This window comes from Christiangramia sediminicola (genome assembly GCF_031344135.1).
In the GTDB taxonomy this organism is placed as follows: Bacteria; Bacteroidota; Bacteroidia; order Flavobacteriales; family Flavobacteriaceae; genus Christiangramia; species Christiangramia sediminicola.
In genome coordinates this window covers 122,659-146,719 of the sequence record NZ_JAVJIU010000002.1, presented here as the reverse complement: position 1 = coordinate 146,719, position 24,061 = coordinate 122,659, and the positions used below count along the sequence as shown (strand labels likewise).

General features: G+C 38.1%; 26 protein-coding genes. 16 read left to right on the top strand and 10 right to left on the bottom strand.

From position 1 onward, the window contains the following. From scpA to RE431_RS04425, 8 genes are all read left to right on the top strand, one after another. Positions 1–2,133, top strand: coding sequence for a methylmalonyl-CoA mutase (gene scpA, locus RE431_RS04460; protein ID WP_309560764.1), 2,133 nt, complete (start codon positions 1–3; stop codon positions 2,131–2,133). A 21-nt stretch (positions 2,134–2,154) separates the two neighbouring features. Continuing rightward, a complete protein-coding gene (locus RE431_RS04455) occupies positions 2,155–3,036 on the top strand; it encodes an SDR family oxidoreductase (protein WP_309560763.1) in 882 nt (293 codons plus the stop codon). Between the two features lie 174 nt (positions 3,037–3,210). Then, complete coding sequence (locus tag RE431_RS04450) at positions 3,211–3,972, top strand: ParA family protein (protein WP_309560762.1); 762 nt, start codon at positions 3,211–3,213, stop codon at positions 3,970–3,972. 5 nt (positions 3,973–3,977) lie between these two features. Continuing rightward, positions 3,978–4,880 (top strand): ParB/RepB/Spo0J family partition protein, encoded by a 903-nt coding sequence (locus RE431_RS04445; protein WP_309560761.1) that lies wholly within the window; start codon positions 3,978–3,980, stop codon positions 4,878–4,880. Beyond that, positions 4,870–5,460 (top strand): DUF5683 domain-containing protein, encoded by a 591-nt coding sequence (locus tag RE431_RS04440; RefSeq protein WP_309560760.1) that lies wholly within the window; start codon positions 4,870–4,872, stop codon positions 5,458–5,460. The genes RE431_RS04445 and RE431_RS04440 overlap by 11 nt, the downstream gene beginning before the upstream one ends. A 1-nt stretch (position 5,461) precedes the next feature. Further along, on the top strand, positions 5,462–6,181 hold the full coding sequence (gene dapB, locus RE431_RS04435) for a 4-hydroxy-tetrahydrodipicolinate reductase (RefSeq protein ID WP_309560759.1): 720 nt from the start codon (positions 5,462–5,464) through the stop codon (positions 6,179–6,181). 51 nt (positions 6,182–6,232) lie between these two features. Beyond that, a complete protein-coding gene (gene lepB, locus RE431_RS04430) occupies positions 6,233–7,795 on the top strand; it encodes a signal peptidase I (protein ID WP_309560758.1) in 1,563 nt (520 codons plus the stop codon). Between the two features lie 5 nt (positions 7,796–7,800). After that, complete coding sequence (locus RE431_RS04425; RefSeq protein ID WP_309560757.1) at positions 7,801–8,451, top strand: WbqC family protein; 651 nt, start codon at positions 7,801–7,803, stop codon at positions 8,449–8,451. Here the strand turns inward: RE431_RS04425 and RE431_RS04420 are convergent. From RE431_RS04420 to RE431_RS04390, 7 genes are all read right to left on the bottom strand, one after another. Next, positions 8,431–9,465: an endonuclease/exonuclease/phosphatase family protein gene (locus tag RE431_RS04420; protein ID WP_309560756.1), complete on the bottom strand. Its 1,035-nt coding sequence runs from the start codon at positions 9,463–9,465 to the stop codon at positions 8,431–8,433. The two genes, RE431_RS04425 and RE431_RS04420, sit on opposite strands and share 21 nt — an antisense overlap. Then, positions 9,466–10,374, bottom strand: coding sequence for a rhomboid family intramembrane serine protease (locus tag RE431_RS04415; RefSeq protein WP_309560755.1), 909 nt, complete (start codon positions 10,372–10,374; stop codon positions 9,466–9,468). It abuts the gene before it with no gap. Then, a complete protein-coding gene (locus RE431_RS04410) occupies positions 10,374–11,123 on the bottom strand; it encodes a rhomboid family intramembrane serine protease (protein WP_309560754.1) in 750 nt (249 codons plus the stop codon). The genes RE431_RS04415 and RE431_RS04410 overlap by 1 nt, the downstream gene beginning before the upstream one ends. Then, a complete protein-coding gene (gene mutL / locus RE431_RS04405; RefSeq protein ID WP_309560753.1) occupies positions 11,123–12,976 on the bottom strand; it encodes a DNA mismatch repair endonuclease MutL in 1,854 nt (617 codons plus the stop codon). The genes RE431_RS04410 and mutL overlap by 1 nt, the downstream gene beginning before the upstream one ends. Beyond that, a complete protein-coding gene (locus RE431_RS04400; protein ID WP_309560752.1) occupies positions 12,977–13,270 on the bottom strand; it encodes a hypothetical protein in 294 nt (97 codons plus the stop codon). Positions 13,271–13,385: 115 nt separating this feature from the next. Beyond that, on the bottom strand, positions 13,386–13,892 hold the full coding sequence (gene ribH, locus RE431_RS04395) for a 6,7-dimethyl-8-ribityllumazine synthase (protein WP_309560751.1): 507 nt from the start codon (positions 13,890–13,892) through the stop codon (positions 13,386–13,388). A gap of 3 nt (positions 13,893–13,895) precedes the next feature. Continuing rightward, a complete protein-coding gene (locus RE431_RS04390) occupies positions 13,896–14,669 on the bottom strand; it encodes a tetratricopeptide repeat protein (protein ID WP_309560750.1) in 774 nt (257 codons plus the stop codon). A gap of 147 nt (positions 14,670–14,816) precedes the next feature. Between RE431_RS04390 and recF the strand changes: the two genes are divergently transcribed. Genes recF through RE431_RS04370 form a run of 4 tightly spaced genes read left to right on the top strand, consistent with a single transcriptional unit; the run spans position 14,817 to position 16,871 of the window. Beyond that, positions 14,817–15,896, top strand: a complete 1,080-nt coding sequence (recF, locus tag RE431_RS04385; protein ID WP_309560749.1) for a DNA replication/repair protein RecF — start codon at positions 14,817–14,819, stop codon at positions 15,894–15,896. Further along, the gene (locus RE431_RS04380; protein WP_309560748.1) at positions 15,893–16,333 is read left to right on the top strand and encodes a lipocalin family protein; all 441 of its coding nucleotides are present in this window, start codon (positions 15,893–15,895) and stop codon (positions 16,331–16,333) included. The genes recF and RE431_RS04380 overlap by 4 nt, the downstream gene beginning before the upstream one ends. Continuing rightward, complete coding sequence (locus tag RE431_RS04375; protein WP_309560747.1) at positions 16,311–16,613, top strand: DciA family protein; 303 nt, start codon at positions 16,311–16,313, stop codon at positions 16,611–16,613. Before RE431_RS04380 ends, RE431_RS04375 begins: the two co-directional genes overlap by 23 nt. A gap of 24 nt (positions 16,614–16,637) precedes the next feature. Then, a complete protein-coding gene (locus RE431_RS04370) occupies positions 16,638–16,871 on the top strand; it encodes a hypothetical protein (RefSeq protein WP_309560746.1) in 234 nt (77 codons plus the stop codon). Between the two features lie 58 nt (positions 16,872–16,929). Here RE431_RS04370 and RE431_RS04365 read toward each other — a convergent pair whose 3' ends face one another. Both RE431_RS04365 and RE431_RS04360 read right to left on the bottom strand, forming a co-directional pair. Continuing rightward, positions 16,930–17,349 carry a nucleoside-diphosphate kinase gene (locus RE431_RS04365; protein WP_143409662.1) on the bottom strand — a complete coding sequence of 140 codons (420 nt, stop codon included), beginning with the start codon at positions 17,347–17,349 and terminating at the stop codon, positions 16,930–16,932. Positions 17,350–17,424: 75 nt separating this feature from the next. Beyond that, entirely contained in the window at positions 17,425–18,441 is a 1,017-nt protein-coding gene (locus RE431_RS04360) for an alkaline phosphatase D family protein (RefSeq protein WP_309560745.1), read from the bottom strand. 77 nt (positions 18,442–18,518) lie between these two features. Here RE431_RS04360 and RE431_RS04355 point away from each other — a divergent pair, with 77 nt between their 5' ends. The 3 genes from RE431_RS04355 to RE431_RS04345 all read left to right on the top strand — a co-directional run bounded on the left by RE431_RS04355 (position 18,519) and on the right by RE431_RS04345 (position 21,303). Then, complete coding sequence (locus RE431_RS04355) at positions 18,519–19,535, top strand: DHH family phosphoesterase (protein ID WP_309560744.1); 1,017 nt, start codon at positions 18,519–18,521, stop codon at positions 19,533–19,535. Further along, on the top strand, positions 19,532–20,092 hold the full coding sequence (gldI, locus tag RE431_RS04350) for a gliding motility-associated peptidyl-prolyl isomerase GldI (protein ID WP_309560743.1): 561 nt from the start codon (positions 19,532–19,534) through the stop codon (positions 20,090–20,092). The genes RE431_RS04355 and gldI overlap by 4 nt, the downstream gene beginning before the upstream one ends. Positions 20,093–20,172: 80 nt before the next feature. Further along, positions 20,173–21,303 (top strand): peptidylprolyl isomerase, encoded by a 1,131-nt coding sequence (locus tag RE431_RS04345; protein ID WP_309560742.1) that lies wholly within the window; start codon positions 20,173–20,175, stop codon positions 21,301–21,303. Positions 21,304–21,373: 70 nt separating this feature from the next. Here RE431_RS04345 and RE431_RS04340 read toward each other — a convergent pair whose 3' ends face one another. Next, positions 21,374–22,834 (bottom strand): aminoacyl-histidine dipeptidase, encoded by a 1,461-nt coding sequence (locus RE431_RS04340; RefSeq protein WP_309560741.1) that lies wholly within the window; start codon positions 22,832–22,834, stop codon positions 21,374–21,376. A gap of 88 nt (positions 22,835–22,922) precedes the next feature. On the opposite strand from RE431_RS04340, the gene RE431_RS04335 reads away from it, so the two are divergent. Then, positions 22,923–23,996 carry a DUF3810 domain-containing protein gene (locus RE431_RS04335; RefSeq protein ID WP_309560740.1) on the top strand — a complete coding sequence of 358 codons (1,074 nt, stop codon included), beginning with the start codon at positions 22,923–22,925 and terminating at the stop codon, positions 23,994–23,996. Positions 23,997–24,061 lie beyond the last annotated feature (65 nt).

The window sequence follows — 24,061 nt, the reverse complement described above, 5'->3', positions numbered from 1 at the left end:
ATGCAACGCAAAGATCTTCAAAATTTAAACCTTGCCGATAAAGAGTTTTCTCAGATAAAACCAGATTCGGAAAAGGGAACCTTTACAACACCTGAAGAAATAGAGATTAAAACCTCTTATTCAAAAAAAGATATTTCAGAAGCCGAACATTTAAATTTTGCTGCAGGAATTCCGCCATATTTACGTGGGCCTTATAGCACCATGTATGTTAGCCGACCATGGACAATCCGCCAGTATGCAGGATTTTCAACAGCTGAAGAGAGCAATGCTTTTTACCGAAGAAATCTTGCTGCAGGCCAGAAAGGACTTTCGGTAGCTTTTGACCTGCCAACGCATCGTGGTTATGATTCAGATCATGACCGTGTAGTTGGAGATGTTGGAAAGGCCGGAGTTGCCATAGACTCGGTTGAGGATATGAAAATATTGTTCGACCAGATTCCGCTGGATAAAATGTCAGTTTCAATGACTATGAATGGTGCGGTTTTACCAATTATGGCATTCTACATTGTAGCTGCTGAAGAACAGGGAGTAAAACCTGAATTGTTATCAGGAACCATTCAGAATGATATTCTTAAGGAATTTATGGTAAGAAATACTTACATCTATCCTCCCACTCCTTCAATGAAGATCATTTCAGACATATTTGAGTATACGTCCCAAAATATGCCGAAATTCAACAGTATTAGTATTTCCGGGTATCACATGCAGGAAGCGGGCGCGACCTGTGATATTGAGCTGGCCTATACCCTTGCTGATGGACTCGAATATATCAGAAAAGGACTGGACGCGGGGATGGATATTGACAGTTTCGCTCCGAGGTTATCTTTTTTCTGGGCGATTGGAATGAACCACTTTATGGAGATCGCCAAGATGCGTGCAGGAAGAATGCTCTGGGCTAAACTGGTTAAACAGTTTAATCCAAAGAATCCAAAATCACTTTCCCTAAGAACGCATTCTCAAACCAGCGGTTGGAGTTTAACCGAACAGGATCCGTTCAACAACGTCGCAAGAACCTGTATCGAAGCTGCCGCAGCAGCTTTTGGCGGAACTCAGAGTTTACACACCAACGCGCTGGATGAAGCCATTGCATTACCTACAGACTTTTCAGCAAGGATAGCCAGGAACACACAATTATACCTTCAACAGGAAACCAATATTACCAAAACTGTAGACCCATGGGCCGGTAGTTTCTATGTAGAAAAGCTAACGGAAGAGATCGCAGAAAAAGCCTGGAAACTGATCGAAGAAGTTGAAGAATTAGGTGGAATGACCAAAGCTATTGAAGCGGGAATTCCGAAAATGAGAATCGAAGAAGCAGCGGCGAAAAAACAGGCGCGAATTGATAGCGAAACCGATGTTATCGTTGGGGTAAACAAATATCGACTTGAAAAAGAGGATGAACTGGTCACTCTGGAAGTTGATAACCAAACGGTAAGAAAACAACAGGTTGCCAGACTTGAAAAGATAAGAGCTGAACGAAACGAAGAAAAAGTTCAGCAGACTCTGGAAAATCTTCGAAAAGCTGCTAAAGAAGAAAATGGCAATTTACTTGCTCTTGCTGTAGAAGCCGCCAGAGAAAGAGCAAGTCTCGGCGAAATAAGTGATGCGCTGGAAGATGTTTATGGAAGATATAAGGCCAAAATTCAATCATTCAGCGGGGTATATTCAAAAGAAATGAAAGATAATAGTTCATTTAATAAGGCCAGAGAGCTGGCAGATAAGTTTGCCGAAATGGAAGGGCGACGCCCAAGGATCATGGTGGCAAAAATGGGTCAGGATGGTCATGACCGTGGAGCAAAAGTGGTTGCTACGGGATACGCCGATCTTGGATTTGACGTGGATATTGGCCCGTTATTTCAGACTCCGGCAGAGGCGGCACAACAGGCGGCAGAAAATGATGTACACATCCTGGGAGTTTCATCGCTTGCAGCAGGACATAAAACTCTTGTTCCGCAGGTGATCGAAGAACTAAGAAAATTAGGAAGAGAAGATATCATGGTAATTGTTGGCGGGGTGATCCCGTCGCAGGATTATCAATTCCTTTTTGACGCGGGAGCCGTTGCGGTGTTTGGTCCTGGAACCAAGATAAGTGATGCGGCAACGCAGCTTCTGGAAATATTAATTGACGAATAAAGACTTAAAACCAACCAACATATGGACTTAAAGAAAAAAATGCTTCGGGACGATGCGCTTGAAGGAAAGAATATTATCGTTACCGGTGGAGGTAGCGGACTTGGAAAATCAATGACCAAGTATTTCCTGGAATTGGGAGCAAAAGTGGCGATCACTTCTAGAAATCTTGAGAAACTTGAAAATACTGCAAAAGAACTGGAAAACGAAACCGGTGGAACTTGTTTCGCAGTTCAGTGTGATGTTCGTCATTACGACCAGGTAGAAGCGATGCGTGATGCTGTGGTCGCTGAATTTGGATCGGTGGACATTCTATTAAATAACGCAGCCGGAAACTTTATCTCACCTACAGAAAGATTAAGTGCCAATGCCTTTGATACCATTATTGACATTGTGCTTAAAGGAAGCAAGAATTGTACGCTTGCTATGGGTAAACACTGGATTGACAAAAAAGAAGAAAACAAAACAATTCTGAATATTGTGACCACTTATGCATGGACGGGTTCAGCATATGTAGTTCCAAGTGCTACGGCAAAAGCAGGTGTTTTAGCCATGACCAGATCATTGGCTGTGGAATGGGCTAAATACGGAATAAGATCGAACGCGATCGCTCCAGGACCTTTCCCAACCAAAGGTGCATGGGATAGATTATTACCAGGTGACCTGAAAGAGAAATTCGACCTTGCTAAGAAAGTTCCTTTGAAGCGAGTTGGAGATCATCAGGAACTGGCAAACTTAGCTGCTTACCTTGTTTCAGACTTTTCAGCCTATGTAAATGGTGAGGTTATAACGATCGATGGTGGAGAATGGTTAAAAGGCGCAGGGCAATTCAATTTACTCGAAGCTGTACCTGAAGAAATGTGGGATATGCTGGAGCAAATGATCAAATCTCAGAAGGGTAAATAATCCCTCTAAAATTTTCAGTTTTCAACAAAAAACTGGAGCAAAATATCAAAAAGCGGATAACATCCTGAATTTACTGGGATTTTATTCGGTTTTTTCTTTAGAAGCTGTTAACAATTTCATTTTCTAAACCTATAATAAATTGTATTTTTACTTTTCAAAAATCATACACATTTAATGGGTAAAATCATTGCTATTGCCAACCAAAAGGGAGGCGTGGGAAAAACCACAACATCTGTGAACCTTGCGGCATCACTTGGGGTTCTGGAAAAAAAGATATTATTGATTGACGCCGATCCTCAGGCTAACGCAACTTCTGGTCTGGGAATAGATGTTGAGGAAGTTGAAAATGGTACGTATCAGCTACTGGAACATTCCATAAAAGCTGATCAGGCTATTCAAAAAACCAGTTCTCCTAACCTGGACATCATTCCTGCTCATATAGACCTTGTTGCTATTGAAATCGAGCTTGTAGATCAGGAGCAAAGAGAATCTATGCTTAAAAAAGCGATTGAGCCTCTGCGTGACATGTATGATTTTATTTTGATAGACTGTGCTCCTTCCCTGGGTCTTTTAACCCTGAACGCTCTTACAGCTTCAGATTCTGTGATTATTCCTATTCAATGCGAATATTTTGCCCTGGAAGGACTTGGCAAGCTATTAAACACAATTAAAAGCGTACAGAAAATTCATAATAACAAGCTGGATATCGAAGGCCTTTTACTTACCATGTATGATTCAAGGTTAAGACTTTCAAATCAGGTTGTTGAAGAAGTAAAGAAACATTTTGATGAAATGGTTTTTGAAACAATCATTCAGCGAAATGTGCGTTTAAGTGAAGCACCAAGTTATGGAGAAAGCATTATAAACTATGATGCTTCAAGCAAAGGAGCCAGCAATTATTTGAGCCTGGCACATGAAATTATAAAGAAAAACTAGTACGAATGGCTAAGGCTACGAAGAAACAAGCATTGGGAAGAGGACTTTCAGCCCTACTGAAAGATCCTGATAATGATATAAAATCTGCTGAAGATAAAAATGCCGACAAGCTTGTTGGTCATATTGTAGAACTGGAGATGTCTTCTATTGAAGTCAATCCTTTTCAGCCAAGAACAAGTTTCAATGAAGATTCTTTAAAGGAACTTGCTACTTCCATTCGGGAACTTGGCGTTATTCAGCCTATTACGGTTAGAAAGCTTGATTTTGATAAATACCAGTTAGTCTCTGGAGAACGAAGATTCAGAGCTTCTAAAATTGTTGGCCTTGAAACTATTCCAGCTTATATAAGAATTGCGAACGATCAGGAGTCCCTTGAAATGGCTCTTGTAGAGAATATCCAGAGGCAGGATCTTGATCCTATTGAAATCGCTTTATCTTACCAGCGTTTGATCGATGAGATTCAATTAACCCAGGAACAATTAAGTGATCGTATTGGTAAGAACAGGTCTACTATCGCAAATTACCTGAGACTTTTAAAATTAGACCCGATCATCCAAACTGGGATGAGAGATGGTTTTTTAAGTATGGGTCATGGTAGAGCTCTTATCAATATTGATGATACTCAAAAACAACTTGATATCTATGAAAAGATCCTTCAGAAATCACTTTCTGTAAGGGATACTGAACAGTTGGTGAGAGAATTAAACAGCGTAGGGAAAAGCGAAACTTCAGCCAAAAAAGTTTCAGTTCCAAAAACTTATAAAAAAGGCATTAAGGAATTTACCGAATACCTGGGAACCAAAGTAGATGTTAAGGTTACTAAAAAAGGTAGCGGAAAACTAACCATACCATTTTCTTCCGAAGAAGATTTCGAAAGGATCAAAAAATTAATTCGGGGTGAAGAATAGATTCAACTTTTTCTTATTCTTTTTTGTTTTTACAGTTTCCGTAGTCTCTGCGCAACAGGATTCTCTTGCTGTGGAGTCTGAAAAGGAATCCAAGAAGGAATTAAAAGAAAAAGATTATGAGCCTTATGATGCACTGGCTCCTTCTAAAGCGGCATTTTATTCGGCCGTGCTTCCTGGTTTGGGTCAGGCTTACAATGGTAGTTACTGGAAGATTCCCATAGTGTACGGAGCCCTGGGAACTGGGGTCTATTTCTACCTGGATAATGATAAACAATACGATAGATATCGCGACGCCTATAAAAATCGACTTGCCGGAAGACCTGATGAATTCACAGTTAATGGTGTACGAAGGATCAGCACTGATGGGTTGATTAGAGCACAGGAGATCTATCAGAAAAACAAGGAAATTTCTATTCTGGTAACTGTGGGCATCTATATTCTAAATATTGTGGATGCAAATGTTCAGGCTCATCTTAGGCAATTCAACGTAGATGAAGATCTTTCGGTTAAACCGAACCTTGATTTTGATGCACTTTCAGGAAAAACCAACTACGGACTCACATTAAATTATAATTTCTAATATGAATATAGCACTATTGGGTTACGGTAAAATGGGAAAAACCATTGAAGAAATTGCTGAAAACCGCGGCCATAAAATAGTTTTGAAAGTTTCAGACGATATCGAGAATCATGATCTTAAAGAACTTGATATCGATGTTGCTATAGATTTCAGTATCCCTAAAGCAGCTTTTAAAAATATTACTACCTGTTTTAAAAATAATATTCCAGTGGTTAGCGGAACTACCGGTTGGCTGGAAGATTATGAAAAAGCCAGAGGCATTTGTGAGAAAGAAAATTCAGCCTTTATCTACGCTTCTAATTTCAGTTTAGGAGTAAACGTATTTTTCGAGCTGAATAAGAAACTGGCCGGAATGATGCAGGGACTTGATGATTATTCAGTAAATATAGAAGAGATTCACCATCTTCAAAAGTTAGACGCTCCAAGCGGAACTGCTATAACCCTTGCGCAACAGATTATTGAAGAAAACTCAAAACTAAAGGGCTGGCAACTTGAAGATGCTGATGATGACGAAATCCCTATCAATGCAAAAAGAGAGGAAAATGTTCCGGGTACACATACCGTAACCTATGACTCAGAGGTAGATAAGATCGAAATTATTCATACTGCGAAATCCAGACAGGGCTTTGCACTTGGCGCAGTGGTTGCTGCTGAATATCTACAGGGCAAAACTGGTATTTTTACCATGAAAGATGTCCTATCTGACCTATTTCAAAATTAATTTGTAACAATTCAAGGTGATTTCTGCCTTATACTGTAAAGATTACATCATATGACTTTTACTGAATGGTTTATTTTTTTCCTGCTAATCCAGGTGGTTCATTTTCTGGGAACCTGGAAATTATATCAAAGAGCAGGCAGAAAAGCCTGGGAAGCTGCAATACCGGTATATAATGCCGTAGTTTTAATGAAGATCATTAATCGGCCATGGTGGTGGGTGATATTAATGTTTATTCCTATCGTAAATCTTATCATTATTCCGGTGATATGGGTAGAAACCATTAGAAGTTTTGGTAGAAACTCTACTGCGGAAACCTTTGCTGTAATTTTAAGCCTTGGTCTTTATATTTATTATGTGAATTACGCTACAGATAACGCCTATATCGTAGATCGTGATCTTAAACCAAGAACTGAAGCCGGTGAATGGATAAGTTCTGTACTTTTTGCCGTGATTGCTGCGACCATAGTTCACACTTACTTTATGCAGCCATTCACCATTCCTACCTCTTCCCTGGAAAAAACATTATTAGTTGGTGATTTCCTATTCGTTAGTAAATTTCATTACGGAGCCAGAGCACCGCAAACGGCAGTAGCTTTTCCAATGGTTCACGACACCATTCCTATCCTGGGAGTTAAGTCTTATTTAAATAAACCTCAAATACCATATTTCAGATTTCCCGGATTTGAAGAAATAGAAAGAAATGATATTGTGGTCTTTAACTGGCCGGTAGATACTGTACGGAAATTCTTTGATCGCTCAGGAGAGCATTTTCAGAAACCAGTAGATAAAAAGTCGAATTATGTAAAGAGAGCTGTTGGAATTCCTGGTGATTCTCTTTCAGTAATTGATGGGTATGTTCATATTAATGGTGAACAGCTACAGCTTCCTGATAGAGCCAAGCCGCAATTTTCTTATATCGCACAAACGAAAGGGCAGCCTTTCAATCCTAGAAACCTGTATAAACTTTATGATATCACTGACGGTTTCTATTACCCTACAAAAAATACGTTCGTTGTTCAGTCTTTATCTGAAGAGAGTTTGGAGAGATTTAGAAATCATCCAAATGTAGTTTCTATTGAAAGAATTGTTGATTCAGCTGGAACAAAAAAGAATGGAATTTTCCCAAATGATGGAAAACGCAGTTGGAACAATGATAATATGGGACCTATCTACATACCGAAAAAAGGAGTTACCGTAGATATAAACCCGGAATCTATGGGATTCTATAAAGAGATCATTGAAACTTATGAAGGTTCTGAATTCGGGCTAAATAATACACTAAAGATCAGCGGTACTCAGGTGTTGCTTAACGGTCAACCAATAGATAGCTATACTTTTAAACAGGATTATTACTGGATGATGGGAGATAATCGTAACAACTCTGAAGATAGTAGAGTTTGGGGTTATGTTCCTGCGAACCACGTGGTAGGAAAACCTGTCTTCATTTGGTTGAGTTGGGATGCCAATGCCAGCGGATTCGATAAAATTAGATGGGATCGTGTATTCACCACGGTTAAAGGAGATGGAGAACCAACTTCTTTCTTACCGTATTTCCTGATCATCCTGGTTATCTTTTTCGGATGGAGATTCTTCAAGAAAGGTAGAGAAGCATAGTAATTATGAAACCGGTTTTATTACATCCCTCCTATTTTGGCCCTATTAGTCAATGGGTAGCCTATGTGAATGCTAAAAAGGTTTTATTCGAGAATGAAGATAATTATCAAAAGCAGACTTATAGAAACAGGATGTATATCTATGATGCTAATGGCAGGTTAACACTGAACATACCTATTAAACATAGAGCTGCTTTAGGGATTAGTAACAAAGGGCATCAGAAATATAAGGATATTCAGATCGAGAATGAGTTTGAATGGCAGAAACAGCACTGGAGAGCTTTTAAAGCATCATACCAGACATCTCCCTTCTTTGAATTCTATGAGGATGAATTATTTCCAATTTATCATAAAGAACACAAATTTCTTCTGGATCTAAATTATGAATGTATGGAATTCGTCGCTGATTGTCTACAACTTGATTTCGGTTACGAAAAGACAGATGAATTCATTTTAAAACCTGAGTCCAACATCAATTACAGGAGTCTTGTAAACGCAAAGACAAATATTGGCTTTTCTCCTGAACCTTATACCCAGGTATTCGACTCTAAAGCCGGATTTCTTCCTAACCTTTGTATTCTTGACCTAATCTTTAACGAGGGGAATGCTGCTTTAAGTTACCTGGAGAATCAGGAATTAAAGCTTGATCTTGGTTAAGACAGGATAATGATCTGAGTAATCGATCTCAAACTTTCTGAATTCATTGACCTCCATCATATCTTCCACTAAAAAGAAATCAATTCGCAATGGAAAATAATTAAGTTTAAAACTTTTTCCGAAACCAGACCCAGATTCCAGGAATGCATCTTTAAATCTACCGTCCTGCTTCACAAGGTTATAGATATATGAGAAGCTGGTATTATTAAAATCTCCAGCAACAATTGTTTTATATGGAGAGGCTGTAAGTTCTTTATCCAGCATTTCGGCCTGCTCTTGTTGCAGTGAAAAACCATACCCGATTCTTCCTAGTAATTTTTTCGAGTCTTCCTTTTGAAGATCGTCTATTCCCGGCTTTATATTCAATGATTGAAAATGCACATTGAAAATTCTAACCGTATCTTTTTTATCGATAACGAGATCGGTGTAGATAGCATTATTATTTCCCTGGTGAGGAAAATCCAGCGAACCCTGATTAATTATAGGATATTTAGAAAAAATGGCTGATCCAAATTCAGCGTTTTTCCCTTTCAGCTTCACATATTCGTAAGGGTAAATTTTGGCCAGTTCAGCCGCACCAATATAATGCTCCTGAACACATAAAATATCCGGACTTTGTTCTTTTATAAAACCGGTGATCTTTTGGGGAATATCCTTTCTGGGAGACCATTCATAAGCATTGAACATTCTCACGTTATAGCTCATTAATGAAAAATCTGAATTTGACCCTTCATCGGTTTCAGATCCGGAAAATTTCACAAAGCTGGTTACGTAATTATAACCCAGAATAAGAATGATAAGCGAAAGTAACATCTGCCTTTTCATTCTTAACAACCAGTAGATAAGAAAAACCGTGTTCAGAATAATAAGAACAGGCACTCCAAGACTTAAAACTGAAAGTAAAGGAAATGTTTTCGGTGGTATAAGTGGAAGAAGATAAGAAAAAAGAAGGGCAGTGGCTGCAAGGGAATTCAGGATAAAAATGAATTTATCAAAGAGATTCAACTTTTTCATTTAATCTTCTTTACCGGCTTGAAATAAAAAATCCTTTTCGTCTTTACTCAAGCTTTCATAACCACTTTTACTAATCTTATCAAGAATAGCATCAACCCTTTTCTGTTTATCGTTCTTATCGAATTTGCTCTTCGATTTTGGTTGACCACTTTTACTCGCAGCGGTTCTTTCGGTACGATATACCGTCTTCATTCTGGCCTTTTTTTCACGAGGTTTAAATAACGAAGCAATAGAATCCATGATATTCTCAAACCATTTTCCAATGTCATTTCCTTTCTGAAGCTGATTCGTGTATAAGTATCCTAAAGCAGCTCCACCAAGATGTGCAAGGTGTCCTCCTGCATTTCCCATGGGAATCTGAATTACATCTAAAACCACCAAGAACGCAGCGATCCACCAGAATTTCACGCTTCCAATCAGCATCAATCTCACCCTCATATTTGGAACATGAGAAGCGATACCAATCAAAACGGCCATCACTCCGGCTGAAGCTCCCATCAAATATGATTTACCAGTTCCCTGAAACGCCGGAAACAGATTATAGCTTAGCATATATACCAGAGCTCCTATAATTACTCCTAAAAAGTAATAATTAAGCAATCTTTTAGGTGAAAAGTAATTCAGAAAATAGATGCCGGAAAAATACAGGATCAGCATATTTGATAGAATATGCCAGATTCCGCTATGAAGAAATGAATAAGTGATAATAGACCATGGCTTCATTAAGAATTCCATTGGCTCCTTTGGAAATACGAACCATTGTACCAGGAAGTCTGATTGAAACTGAAATAAGAAAGCGATCGTCTTGAAAAGAAAGAACAAAATAAAGACCAGCACATTAATAGCAATGAGCTTTTCAGTGACCGTAGCGGTCTGGATCTTGTACTTTATTCTATCTGATGACATCATTAATACCAGCGATTATTATTGAACTGATTCTTTTTCCAGTAATACATCATTATAAAGCCAAATAACGCACCTCCAATGTGGGCGAAATGGGCTATAGAACCACCAAATAAAGAATACCCGGTAAATCCTGAGAACAAATCTAAGGCAATTAATCCGGGAATAAAATACTTGGCTTTAATGGGCACAGGCACAAAAAGCAGGAACAATTCCACGTTCGGGAACATCATTCCGAATGCAACCAGGATTCCGTAGATCGCTCCGGAAGCTCCCACTGCAGGCGAAGAAAATGCTTCAAGCATAGATCGCAGAGTTCCCTCTTCAATCCCTTCAGGAATTCTAAACCTGTTTGTAGCATAGGCCTCCTGAACAAAATTCATGATCTCTGGCGGCGTCCAGCCAAGTTCCAGTAGTCCGTTAAAACCTTTTTGATAAGCATAGAAATTCACAAGGGTATGCAACATTGCGGCACCAATTCCTGCTGAAAAGTAGAAGAACAAAAATCGTTTCTGACCAAGCATTTGCTCAATAGGACTCCCAAAAGCCCATAAAGCATACATATTGAAAAGTATATGCATAAACCCACCATGCATGAACATGTGAGTTAAAATTTGCCAGAACTGGAAGTTCGGGTTTTTTATAAACCATAATGCAAAATATTCGTAAGCTACATCACCAAGAAGCTGGCTTCCAATAAAGAATATCACATTAATAATCAGGAGAACCTTAACGGTTTCTGTCATTCTTCCCATTAGGCAAATTTTTTATCCAGTTCGTCTACAGTTAAGGTAGTGAACACGGTTTTATTAGATGGACTAAGTGCCGGTTCTTTGCAGGCAAATAATCTATTTACGATATGTTGTTGTTCCGTTGAATTTAGGATGGTTCCAGATCTAACGGCCATGGAATTTGCCAGCGATTTTGCCAGAAGATCGGTTTGAGAAAAACCATTATCAGGCACATCTTTTTCAAAATCGGCAATTAATTGTTCCAGTAAAATCTCCACCTCACTTTCTGAAATAAGGGTCGGAATTCCACTAATTTCAACTTCGTCTTTATTAATAGCGGAAAATATAAATCCGGTTTGTTCTAAAGAATCTTTGATCTCTTTCAGCATTTCCACTTCATGCGCATTAAATTGAAGTCTTAAAGGAAATAACAACTGCTGACTAACTGCAGATGAGACCGTTATATTCTTCAGTAATTCCTCGTAAAGTACTCTCGTATGCGCACGATGTTGATCTATAACCAGAATTCCGCTTTTTAGCGTTGAAACTATATACTTCTTCTGGACCTGAAAAGTAGATTTTTCTGTCTGTTCTTCCTTAGCACCGAACAGGTTACCTGTCACCTCTTCACTCTCAAATTCAATCTGGCGAATGTCGGTTTCAACTTCAGTTTCAGACTGCATTCCAGAATATAAGCTCTCCCACTGTGCAGATTTATCCTTTTTAAAATTGGTGCCTCCAGAAAAATTGGTTCGAGGATTTCCTTCGTTCTGAAAAGGATTAAAATTTCGATCAACTTCTACCTGAGGCACGTCTGCTTCTTTATTCTTATAATCGTAAGGAGTATCAAGTTCAGAATCCCTTTCAAAATCAAGCATAGGAGCAACATTGAATTGTCCAAGACTATGTTTGATAGAACTTTTCAAAATGGCATATAGCGCATGCTCATCATCGAATTTTATCTCTGTTTTAGTAGGGTGAATATTGATATCGATAGATTTAGGATCTACCTGTAAATATAAAAAGTAACTTGGATACGATTTCTCCTTTAAAAGTCCTTCGTATGCAGCTGAAACGGCATGATTTAAATACGGACTTTTTATAAACCTGTCATTTACAAAAAAGAACTGTTCTCCCCTGCTCTTTTTGGCGAATTCCGGTTTTCCCACGAAGCCCGAGATCTTTACGATTTCAGTATCTTCTTCAACTGGCACCAGTTTTTCATTGGTTTTACCGCCGAGAATATTGGTGATCCTTTGCCTGAAATTGGTTGTTGGTAATTGAAATAACTCATTGCCATTATGAGTCAGCGAAAAACTGATATCTGGATGTGCAAAAGCAACTCTTTGAAATTCATCAATGATATGCCTTAATTCAACATTATCAGATTTCAAAAAATTTCTACGGGCAGGAATATTATAGAAAAGATTCTTAACGCAGATATTTGTTCCTTTAGGAGTTACACAGGCATCCTGAGATACCACCTGGCTACCTTCAACCTTTAAACAAGTTCCAACCTCATCCTTATCAGTTCTGGTTCTCAACTCCACATGAGCAATTGCCGCGATAGAAGCCAGAGCCTCTCCACGAAAACCTTTTGTCTTTAAAGAAAATAGATCATCTGCCAGTTTTATCTTGGAAGTAGCATGTCTTTCAAAGCTCATCCTGGCATCGGTAAGACTCATCCCAATTCCATCATCAACAATCTGCACAAGTGTTTTACCTGCATCCTTAATTACAACCTGAATTCTGGTTGCTTGAGCGTCTATGGAATTTTCGAGAAGTTCTTTTATTACTGAAGCCGGACGTTGCACCACTTCACCCGCAGCGATCTGGTTTGCAACATGATCGGGCAACAGTTGAATTATGTCACTCATTTAACGGGGATTCGAGAAAATGGATAAATCAAAATCTAATATCCACAGGCATATGAAAATTAAAACCACAATAATATAGATCACACGGCGATTGATGCTTCTATTCCCTCTGGTTCTGCTGGACTCTCGTGCCTCAGCCCAATGGGAACCGAAATCTATTGCATTAGTGGCTTCTCTATATTTATTGAATTTGGAATCAAAATCATAGATGTTACCGGTATCTTTACCCTTATAATATCTTGGGGTATAGTTATACCTGGTGTTCTTTCTGATTTTGCCTAGATTGATTTTCAAAACTGTAGAATGTTTACTGATCCAAATTTACTCAAAATGCTTCAAAAATCCGAAGTCTTAGAGTATTAATAAAGAAAGCAATAACAATGCCGTTTTAAAAACCTATTCAGAGAAATTAACCCTTATAGAATTTAGCATCTTTTCTCAATTGCGCCATCTTAATAGCTGCAATCGCTGCTTCTGTTCCTTTATTACCATGCTTCCCACCACTACGAGCGCGGGATTGTTCAATATTATTATCGGTTAGAACGCAGAAGATTACCGGGATGTCCGTTTGTACATTCAGGTCTTTAATTCCTTGGGTTACCCCTTCACAAACAAAATCGAAATGCTTGGTTTCTCCCTGGATCACATTACCTACAGCAACTATTGCATCCAGCATTTCAAAGCTTTCCTGCATCTTTTTGCAACCATAAATAAGCTCAAAACTTCCAGGAACATTCCACCTTACGATATTTTCCTTCTGAACTCCGTTTTCTATCCAGGCATCAAATGCTCCCTGAAATAGTCCTTCTGTGATCTCATCATTCCACTCAGAAACAACGATCCCAAACCGAAAGTCTTTCGCGTTTGGGATCGTATTCTTATCGTATTGTGAAAGGTTTTTACCTTCTGTAGCCATATATTAGTTTTTCATTGCGCGAGCCTGACCAAGGTAGATTGGCACCTTTTCAGCCTCTGGAGCATCAGCATACTCATCTTCGATTTGAAGAAGGTATCCTTCTGCAGCATCTGCATCACCAACCTTAATGGCCGTGATCGCAGCTTTTAATAAAAATCTAGGTGCAGTGAAAGAATTTGCTCTCATTTCAGCAGCTTTCTCATAGTAACCCAAAGCTTCTTCAGGCTGATCTAACTGCATAAAAGCATCTCCAATCCCACCAGTTGCCAAAGCAGAAAAGATCTCATCATCACTGTTAAATCCTTCTAGCTGCTCAATAGCTTCCTGATACTTACCAGTTCTAAGGTAAGCAAAACCAGCGTTGTAATGTGCAAGGTTTGCAGCATCGGTCCCGCCGTAGTTTTCAATTATATCTAAAAATCCATATTTACCTTCACCTCCATTAAGAGCAAGATTGTAAAGAGAATCACTTTGTGCTCCATTCGCTCTTAAAGCAGAAGCCATGTAGTTCTCAGCCTGAGCCATTTCATTCGCAGCTTCATTCTGGTTTGGCTCATGAATAAATCTATTGTATCCTAAATATCCTAAAACAGCAACAATAGCGACACCAACAATAATATAGATGTATTTCTGATTATCGGCGACCCAGGTTTCGGTCTTACTTGCTCCCTCGTCTAAAGTGTTAAAAACTTCTGCAGTTGTAGATTCCTGTTCTGCTACGTGTTCTCTCTCCTCCTTGTTGGAAGGCTTGTGTCCTCTTTTCTTATATGTTGCCATAAAAAATTTTTAATGCGTGGCAAAAATATAATTTTTTGTGAAAATTAAAAGAGAAAATATTTGTATTTTTTGAATAATTTGGAGTCCTTTTGCGGCTCTGTTCCGCTTCAATCAATTATTGAATTTTCAGCTGAAACACAGCGATTTATGCATTTAAAAAATCTTAGCCTCCTTAATTATAAGAATCTTAAGACGGCTGAATTTGATTTCGATGAAAAGATCAACTGCCTGGTTGGGAATAACGGGGTGGGAAAAACTAACGTTTTGGACAGTATTTACCATCTTTCTTTCGGTAAAAGCTATTTCAATCCGGTTACTTCTCAAAACATCAACCACGATTCAGATTTTTTTGTAATTGAAGGTGAATTTGAGAAAAATGATAAGTCTGAAAAAATCCTGGCGAGCGCAAAGAAAGGTCAGAAGAAACTAATTAAAAGGAATAACAAGGCTTACGACAAGCTGAGTGATCACATAGGTTTTATCCCGACTGTCATTATTTCTCCTGCAGATAGAGACCTTATTATTGAAGGTTCAGAAACCAGGAGGAAATTCATGGATGGTGTAATCTCTCAAAGCGACCAGGTCTATCTGAATAAGCTACTTCAATACACCAAACTGGTATCACAAAGAAATTCACTTTTAAAATATTTCGCTGCAAATAACACCTTTGAGCGTGATACCCTGGAAGTTTATAATCTTCAGCTAAGCAGTTTAGGGCAGGAACTTTTTGAAAAGCGAAAGGAATTTCTCCAGGAGTTTATTCCTATTTTCAATAAGCGCTATGCTGATATAACTAATAATAAGGAGAATGTAGATATTAATTACAAGAGTCAGCTTTTTGACAATTCTTTAGCCAATTTACTGGAAGAGAATCTGCAGAAAGACATGGCCTTGCAATATACTTCTGTAGGGACGCATAAAGATGATCTTAGTTTTGAGATCGCTGGACACCCTATAAAGAAGTTTGGTTCTCAGGGACAGCAAAAATCATTTTTGATAGCTTTAAAACTCGCTCAATTCGATTTTATCAAACAAATTAGTAAAGTGAACCCAATACTTTTGCTAGATGATATTTTTGATAAGCTGGATGAAAATCGCGTGGCTCATATTGTTGCCTTAGTTGCCACTAATGAGTTAGGTCAGATCTTTTTAAGCGATACGCATGCAGACAGGACCGAGAAAGTAGTTAAAAGCAGCAACCAATCTTATAAAATTTTCAAGCTTTGAAAAGACTGATCTTATTATTTTCAATTTTCATAATTATATCCTGTTCTAACAAAGATCCGCAGGAACAAATCAAGAACCTCAACGGCTACTGGCAGATCGAAAAAGTGCAGATAAAGAATGATTCTGTAGTGGAATATGGCCTTAGTCAGTTAATAGACTATATCGAGATAAAAGACTCTACCGGAATCAGGAAAAAATTGAAACCAAAAATAGATGGTGATTTTATAGAAGTTTCCAATGATTCAGAAAATATTACCGCGATAGTTGAAGATGGGAAACTAATGCTTTATTATTCTACTCCTTTTGATGAATGGAAGGAAGAAGTCCTGGAAGCCACCGAGGAGAAATTAGTGATTTTAAACAGGGACGACAAAAAATACTACTACCAGAGATATGAACCTTTACTAAGCCAAGATGAAGAAGAGACGCAAGAATGAAGAAATGAAGTTGGGTGACCTGCTGAAAAGTTTTGTAGACGAGAATAAACTGGATAAAAAAGGTCTCAATGAAGTAAAAGTGAGAGACGTCTGGAAAAGCCAAATGGGCCCGGCGATTGATAAATACACCACTGGACTCAAACTTAAGAATGAAACGCTTTTCGTTCAATTAAGTTCATCGGTTTTAAGAGAAGAATTGAGTTATGGTAAGGAAAAGATCATTAGAAACCTCAATGAGGAAATGGGCCAGGAGATCATTTCCAAACTAGTATTGAGATAGTTTTTCCAACTAAAGCAGAAAATAATGAATCATACTTTAAAACTGTTCCTCGTATATTTCATCGCTTTCTTTACACTTTTTGCGGGGAGTCAGTATATTCTTGATTTACTTTTTCCTGAAGTAGACCATCTTTATAAACTGATAATTTCCGGTGTATTCACTATTATTCTCTGCCCAAGACTTCACAAAGTAGAAACCGAAGATGGAACAAGATTACAGTTAAAATGGCTGTTTCGAAAAGAACCTTTAATAAAATAAGCATATAAAAAAACCGGACTAAAGAAGTCCGGTTTTTCTATTTATTGAAATTGTTCTCTTAGAACATCTCTCTTCCTGCGAAATGGAAAGCACCTTCAATTTGTGCATTCTCATCGCTATCACTTCCGTGAACAGCATTTTCTCCAATGCTAGTCGCGTATTTTTTTCTGATTGTTCCTTCTGCAGCTTCTTCCGGGTTTGTAGCTCCGATAAGAGTTCTGAAATCTTCTACAGCGTTATCTTTTTCTAGAATAGCCGCAACGATAGGACCACGTGTCATGAATTCAACTAATTCTCCGAAAAATGGACGCTCTTTATGAACTGCATAAAAAGTCTCAGCATCTCTCTGAGTCATTTGTGTAAGCTTCATTGCTACGATTCTAAATCCTGAAGCTGTGATCTGATCTAGTATTCCACCAATATGCCCGTTCTCTACTGCATCTGGCTTAATCATGGTGAATGTTCTATTATCTGCCATTGTATGGTTTTTAAATTTGGTGCAAAAATAATTAATTCCTTTCCATATACAAGCCCTTTAAGCTTTTATGTTGAACTACTGGAATTCAAGCAGATAATCCTGAAGCAATTTATTTCGCTCTCCTCGCATTTCCATGAGCACGGTGTTCTTCTTAAAATCGAATTTCAACAAACCGAAACTCTTTACATTCACAACCTCTCCTATCCGATGCCTATTAGGCTCACCGCTGAATTCCTCGTAGACATGAGTGAGTCCGCTGGAAGTAAAATCTATTAATTTATAATTCAATCCTTCCACCTCAGCTGCTGAAAATTCTGAAATATGGCGATCTCCACTTAAGAGCATCACATTTTTAGCTTCGGAAGAAACTATCAAATCTTTCAATTTATCTACTTCTGAAGGAAAATTTCCCCAGGTCTCGAAACCGTGTTCCGCAGAAAGTATCTGAATACTAGACATGATCACATTAAAATCAGCATCACTATTCTTCAATTCTAAACCTAACCAATCCCATTGTTTTTCTCCTAATATTGTTCCATTTGATGGTTCATATCTTTTATTTGGATCGTCACTCTTTATAAGTTCATCTCTGAAATATCTTGTATCTAAAAGGAATACTTTAATGCTTCCTTCCGGAGTTTCAAAGATTTCTGAACTATAGACTCCTTCCCTATTCCTTCTCTCACTATTTTCAGGAACATTCATGAAGTCAAGAAACAATTGCTGACTTTTTTCTTTAAAATCCCATTCCTTTCCTCCGTCATTCAAACCGTAATCATGATCATCCCAGGTTCCGAGAACTTCAGTCTTATTTAATAACTTTTGATACTCTTCATTTTTTAGTTGAAGCTCGTATGCAGCTTGCATTTCTTCAGCATCATCAGTATCAGAATAAATATTATCACCGCCCCAGAGAAATATATCTGGATTATTCAGTAATATAGGTTTCCACAAAGGTTGTGGTTCATCTTCACGATTACAACTTCCAAAAGCGATGGTAAAATCATCATTGTCAATAGATTTAAAGGAAGTTGAACTTCCACAGGAAATGATTAGAAAAAATACCGGAAGTAGCTTGAATAAATTTTTCATGAGTTGGTTTTTGCATTACAAATTTAAAGCTTCCTGTATTTCTTAAGTATTATTAAATTGTATATTTAGCCCTGAATATGATAGATACAAGAATACTGGAAATTACGGCTGAACTTGCCAAAGCCGAAAACATCGTAATAGTACCACATAAAGGACCAGATGGTGATGCCATGGGTTCTACTCTGGGGCTTTTACATTTTCTAAAAGATAAGGGTCATAATGCAACGGTAATCGCTCCTAATGATTATCCACATTTTTTAAAATGGCTCCCGGGCAGCGATAACGTGGTGATCTACGAATCTCAAAAAGAGAAGGCAGATGAATTGATCTCTGAAGCTCAGATAGTTTTCACCCTTGATTTCAATCATCTTTCCAGATGTGGCGGAATGCAGGATTCATTAATGGCTTCGAAGGCGGTTTTCGTAATGATAGACCATCACCAGGAACCATCAGATTATGCTGATTATACCTACAGCGATTCCACGATGAGTTCTACCTGTGAGATGGTTTATAAATTTATTGAAAAACTTAGAGCAAGTAAAAAGATAACTCCAGAGATCGCTACCTGTCTATATACAGGAATCATGACAGATACCGGATCTTTCAGGTTTGCTTCAACTTCCAGCGACACGCATAAAACCATCGCAGATCTTATTGAAAAAGGTGCTAATAATGCCCAGATTCATAATAATATCTATGATACTAATTCTGAAACCAAATTGCAGTTGTTAGGAACTGCTTTGAAGAATTTAAAGGTCAATAAAGAGTTGAGAACGGCATATATAAGTTTATCTCAGGAAGAACTTGATAAGCACAATTTCAAAAAAGGAGACACTGAAGGTTTTGTAAATTACGGTCTTTCCCTTGACGGAATTATTTTTGCAGTGATTTTTATAGAGAAAGAAAACGAAGATCTTATCAAGATTTCATTCAGATCTAAAGGTGATTTTGATGTGAATAAATTTGCCAGAGCACACTTTGAAGGTGGCGGACATATTAATGCTGCAGGTGGAAGAAGTAATATTTCACTGAATGATACGATTGTAAGGTTCAATAAGATCCTGCCTGAATATTCTGAACAATTGAAAAAATGAGAATTCTAAGCATATTATTCCTGGTTCTATTAGCAGTTAGCTGTAAATCGCCAGAAGCGAGACGTCCTGTTTCACAGAACAGTGGTTCTTACGTAGATGAATCTGTTGAAAGAAATAAGGAAATGATCGCTCAGGAAGAAGATTACATCAAACAGGTAATGGGCGAAAACATAGATACAGAATATCTATCTTCTGCAGACGGATTCTGGTATTATTACAATGATAAATCTACCGATTCATTAAATATTGAAACTCCTGAATTTGGCGACGTTGTTGTATTTGATTATTCTATTTCTAGCATTAAAGGAGAATCGATTTATGCAGAAGGTGAAAAACCAACTCGTGAATATGCGATAGATCAGGAAAAACTTTTCACCGGATTAAGACAGGGGCTTAAATTGATGAAAAAAGGAGAAACTGTTACATTCCTTTTCCCTTCTCACAAAGCCTTCGGATATTACGGCGATAAGCAAAAAATTGGAAGTAATGTTCCAATTATGGCAAAGGTGACTTTGCATGATATCAAAGAAGAACCAACGAAAGAAACCAACAACTAAGAACAGCATTCATAGATTGTTTGTGAACACAAATATTCCGTTGAAATGCTTCTGAACAAAAACAAAATCAACAATTACAGATGAAAACAAAAAGTCTATTTTTATTATTAACAGTAGCGATTAGCCTATTCTCTTGCAATGAGGAATATCCTGAACTTGAGGATGGAATGTATGCCGAATTCAATACATCCATGGGGCCGGTAGTAGCTGAACTTTATTTTGAAGAAACTCCAATGACCGTTGCCAGCTTTGTATCTCTAGCAGAGGGAAAAAGCAAAATGGCTGACAGTACTTATAAGGACAAAAAATATTATGACGGATTGATCTTTCACCGAGTGATCGATGGGTTCGTGATTCAGGGTGGAGACCCTACCGGAACTGGAAGCGGTGGCCCAGGATACAAATACCCAGATGAATTTGTTGATTCATTAAGTCACGATACAAAAGGAATTCTTTCCATGGCGAATGCCGGCCCTGGAACTAATGGAAGCCAGTTCTTTATTACTTTGGGACCTGTAGCTCAACTTGATGGAAGACATACAGTTTTCGGAAAAGTGGTAAAAGGTCAGGACGTGGTAGATTCTATCGGGAAGGTTGAAACAGGACCACGTGATCGTCCGGTTAAGGATATTACGATGAATGAAGTGAACATCATCCGTAAAGGAAGCGCTGCCAAGAATTTTGATGCTCCTAAAGTTTTTGAAACACGCCTTTCTGAAATAGATGCTGAAAAGGAAGCTGAAGCAAAAGCAATGCAGGAGACAAAAGATAAACTGGTTCAGGAATTTGAAGGCCTTGAAGCTAAAGCTGATTCTTTAGAAAGCGGATTGAAGATCTACTTCGAGAATAAAGGTGACGGTGAAAAACCTAATAATGGTCAGAAAGTACTTGTAGACTATGAAGGTTATTTCGTAGACGGAACTATTTTCGATACAAGTAAAGAAGATCTTGCTAAAGAAATGAATATTTTCAGCGAACAGAGAGCTCAGAGTATCGGTTATGGTCCTATGACAACTATGTATGGCCCAGATGCACCAATGATCCCTGGATTTAAAGAAGCTATGCAACAAATGAAAATTGGAGATGAAGCTGTTGTTTTTATCCCAAGTCATTTAGGATATGGAGAAAGAGGATATGGAAGAGCGATTCCTCCAAATACAGACCTTGTATTCAGAATAAAGTTGGTTGAAATGGCTAACGCAGCTGAATAATCAATCAGTCAATCATAAAAAATCCCTTAACTCGCGTTAAGGGATTTTTTTATTTTACAGTATTCTGATCTTAATTCTCCGGAATATTCTTTAAAACTTCAAGTAAGAATTTCCAGTATTTCTGGGCAGATTTGACGCTTGCTCTTTCGTCTGGAGAATGTGCTCCACGAATGGTTGGACCAAAAGAGATCATATCCATATTTGGGTAATGACTTCCTATAATCCCACATTCCAAACCGGCATGACAGGCTGCGATATCTGCTTTTTCACCATTCATTTTCTGGTAAATCTCATCCAGGGTTTTCAGGATTGCTGAATCACTGTTTGGTGCCCAACCAGGATATTCACCTGAAAGTTTAACATCAAAACCTGCAAGCTCAAAAACAGAGGTTAATGAATTTGCCAGATCATCTTTGGTAGATTCCACCGAACTTCTGGTTAAACATTTAATATGAACTTCACCATCTTTCAAAGTTACATTAGCAACATTATTAGAAGCTTCTACCAATCCTTCAATTTCCGGACTCATTCTATAAACTCCGTTGTGTGCTCCTGCAAGTGCAAGTAATACTTCACGTTGAGATTTAAAATCCATAAGGCTTCCTTCAGCAGGAATCTTTTGAAGTTCTATAGAAAGGTTCTTTTCAAGAGAAGCGTACTCAGATTTGATCTCGCTTGCTCTTAAGTCAAATTCCTTTTTGAAACTTTCCTCTTCAGTATCTGGAATGGCGATAATTGCTTCACTTTCACGTGGAATCGCATTTCTTAGTCCACCTCCATCGATCTCGGAAACTCTCATTTTAAGTTCTTCCGAAGTATTCACTAAAAGACGGTTCATGATCTTGTTAGCATTCCCAAGTCCTTTGATGATATCCATCCCGGAATGCCCACCACTCAAACCTTTTACTTTCACAGAATAACTTCTGTAAGTTTCAGGCATTTTCTCTTCATCATATTTTTTAGTCGCGGTAATATCTACACCTCCGGCACAACCAATCCCGATTTCATCATCTTCTTCGGTATCAAGATTCAAAAGAATATCTCCTTCCAGAAGATCCGGACTTAGACCTTTAGCACCGGTCATTCCTGTTTCTTCATCAATAGTAAATAATGCTTCGATTGCAGGATGCTCTATAGAATCACTTTCTAGGATCGCCATCATTGTGGCAACTCCAAGTCCGTTATCGGCACCAAGGGTAGTTCCCTTAGCACGAACCCAGTCACCGTCAACATACATATCTATCCCCTGGGTATCAAAATCAAAATCGGTATCATTATTCTTCTGGTGCACCATATCAAGATGAGCCTGAAGAACGATCTTTTTCCTGCTTTCCATTCCTTTAGTTGCAGGTTTATAGATCACTACATTACCAACGCTGTCAACTTCGGTTCTAAGGGTTAAATTATTTCCGAAATCCTTAATGAATTCAATTACTCGCTCTTCTTTTTTTGAAGGCCTTGGAACGGCATTCAAATCGGCGAATTTATCCCATAAAACTTTGGGTTCCAGCTCTCTTATTTCTTCATTCATTGATCTAATTTTTGGTATCTTCACAAAGGTATTCGATTTTGTCGAACTCTAAAATTTGAGGCCTGCCGAATATTTGTATTTTTAAGCCGTGAAGAGAAAATCTGTCCTGTTACTCGCGATCCTGCTGCCAATACAAATTATAGGTATTAACATCCTTTCCGGGCATTCAGAATTTGTAGAAGAATATTATTCCAACGGACTTTATCCTGTTATTTCCAGGATCATGAGATACAGCCTGGGATTTGTCCCATTTTCGCTCGGAGATTTCCTGTATGCTTTATTCGTCGTATCCTTGATCATCTGGCTGGCCAGAAGAGTTTCTCAGAAATTCAGAAATCCCAAAATCTGGATACCAGATGCTATTGCAACATTATCCATCATTTATTTCTGTTTTCATCTTTTTTGGGGATTCAATTATTATAGACTTCCACTTCATGAAACATTGGAGATCGAAAATGAATATACTACGGAAAAACTTATCAAATTAACCGAAAAGCTTATTGAAAGATCCAACCAGATTCATTTGGAGCTAGCTGAAAACGATTCTGCCAGAATAGAATATGAATACTCAAAAAATGAATTATTTGAGATCACTTTAGATGGATATGAAAATATTGAAAAAGACTTTCCGGAATTAGCTTACAATGGCCGCGCCCTTAAACGATCACTATATAGTTTACCTTTAACTTATATGGGATTTAATGGTTATCTGAATCCTCTAACAAACGAAGCGCAGGTAAATACCATCATTGTCCCATATAAAATCCCAACGACGGCGAGCCATGAGGTTGGACATCAGCTAGGATTCGCGAAAGAGAATGAAGCAAATTTTATTGCCTGCCTGGTAACTATGAACCATCCGAATAAAAAGTTCAAATATTCGGGTTATACTTTTGCCCTTAGTTATTGCCTTAGCGAACTTTACAAACGAGATCAGGCGAAAACAGAAGAGCTAATTGAAACGATCAACGAAGGAATTCTCGAAAATTACCGTGAAGTTGATGAATTCTGGAGGCAACATACCAACCCTTTTGAGCCTATTTTCAAGGCAACATACAATCGATATCTTATTGTAAATAATCAATCAGACGGGATGAAAAGCTACAGCTATGTGGTGGCATTGCTCGTTAATTATTTCGATGATACTCGAAACGCCCTATAATTCCTCTGAATTTATTCATTTTTTAGTACTTTAAGGCTCTTAAAATTTTGAGCAATCTTATTTAC